The organism is Vibrio galatheae (assembly GCF_000967545.1).
In the GTDB taxonomy this organism is placed as follows: Bacteria; Pseudomonadota; Gammaproteobacteria; order Enterobacterales; family Vibrionaceae; genus Vibrio; species Vibrio galatheae.
On the sequence record NZ_JXXV01000049.1, the window covers coordinates 1 to 1,242 of the forward strand.

A 1,242-nucleotide genomic window follows, 5' to 3' on the forward strand; every position below is an offset into this window, starting at 1 on the left:
TGTAACGGTAGACTTAAATTGGAGACCTGTTTAGAGGTATGATTTCATACAACTAAAGAGGTTAAAAATGCCAAGAAAAATTACGCCTGAATTCAAACGTGAGTGTGCTGAGCTAGTTATCACTCATGGTAATAGTCACAAAGATGCTGCCGCAGCAATGAACGTTGGTTTGTCGTCGATTCAACGTTGGGTTACACAATATCGACAAGAGTTATCAGGAGTTACACCTAAGGTCACGGCCTTGACGCCAGAACAGCTCAGGATTCAAGAGTTAGAGAAGCAACTCAAACAACTTCAAAGTGACAATGAACTATTAAAAAAAGCTTCGGCCTTCTTCGCCATCGAAATGAACAAAAACAAATAGTTGCGGTAAAACTGAAGAAGATAGGCTACTCAGTACAACAGATTTGCCGTTGTTTAACACTCGCAGCCAGTTCATTTTATTATCGCTTAAAGCCCAAAGCTATTAACGCTGAAATGGTGCGATTAAAAGCCGCAATGCAGCAAATTCATAACGACATGGATGCGACCTATGGTAAGCGGCGGATGGTATCTGAATTACAGGATATGGGGTTCTCAGTTGGCCTTGAAAAGGTTCGTCGTTGGATGAAGAAGCTTAACTTAGTGGCAAAACGACCAAAGCAACATCGATATCCATCTGGCGGCGTAGCATCAGTTATTGCACCTAATAAACTAAATCGCCAATTTAACCCTGAGCAGCTCAACACGTACTGGTCGGGTGATATCACCTATATTCGAACACAACAAGGTTGGTTATATCTCGCCATCATCATGGATTTATGCTCTCGTCGTGTAATTAGTTGGGCGTTCTCTGATAAACCAAACAGCGAGCTGACTACTCGAGCATTGCGACTGGCGGTACAAAAACGAAGAGCTTGTCGTAACGTGGTTTTTCACTCCGATCAAGGGTGTCAGTATACGAGTGCTGCTTATCAAAGCTCACTAAAAGAGTTTGGTGTTGAATCTAGTATGAGCCGTGCTGGAAACTGTTTGGATAACGCAGTAACAGAGCGATTTTTTAGAAGTCTCAAGTCAGAACGAGTTAACTACCGTCGTTATGAGACAAGAAGCCAAGCTATTGCAGATATAATCAACTACATTGAGCCATTTTATAATCAGAAAAGAAAACACCACAAGTTGGGCAACATCTCCCCAGTACAATATGAGATGAATTTACTAAAAAGTGCCTAAAACAGTCTCCAAATTTAGTTGACCATTACA

General features: G+C 41.5%; 2 protein-coding genes. Both read left to right on the forward strand.

Annotated elements, in window-relative coordinates; all coding sequences use genetic code 11:
- Window positions 1–67 precede the first annotated feature (67 nt).
- Complete coding sequence (locus TW81_RS18645; protein WP_045957245.1) at window positions 68–364, forward strand: transposase; 297 nt, start codon at window positions 68–70, stop codon at window positions 362–364.
- Between the two features lie 11 nt (window positions 365–375).
- Window positions 376–1,212, forward strand: a complete 837-nt coding sequence (locus TW81_RS18650; protein ID WP_045957246.1) for an IS3 family transposase — start codon at window positions 376–378, stop codon at window positions 1,210–1,212.
- The last annotated feature ends 30 nt before the right edge of the window (window positions 1,213–1,242 follow it).

Excerpts from the sequence above, each read along its gene's own strand:
- TW81_RS18645 (WP_045957245.1), top strand. The coding sequence starts at position 68 with ATGCCAAGAAAAATTACGCCTGAATTCAAACGTGAGTGTGCTGAGCTA.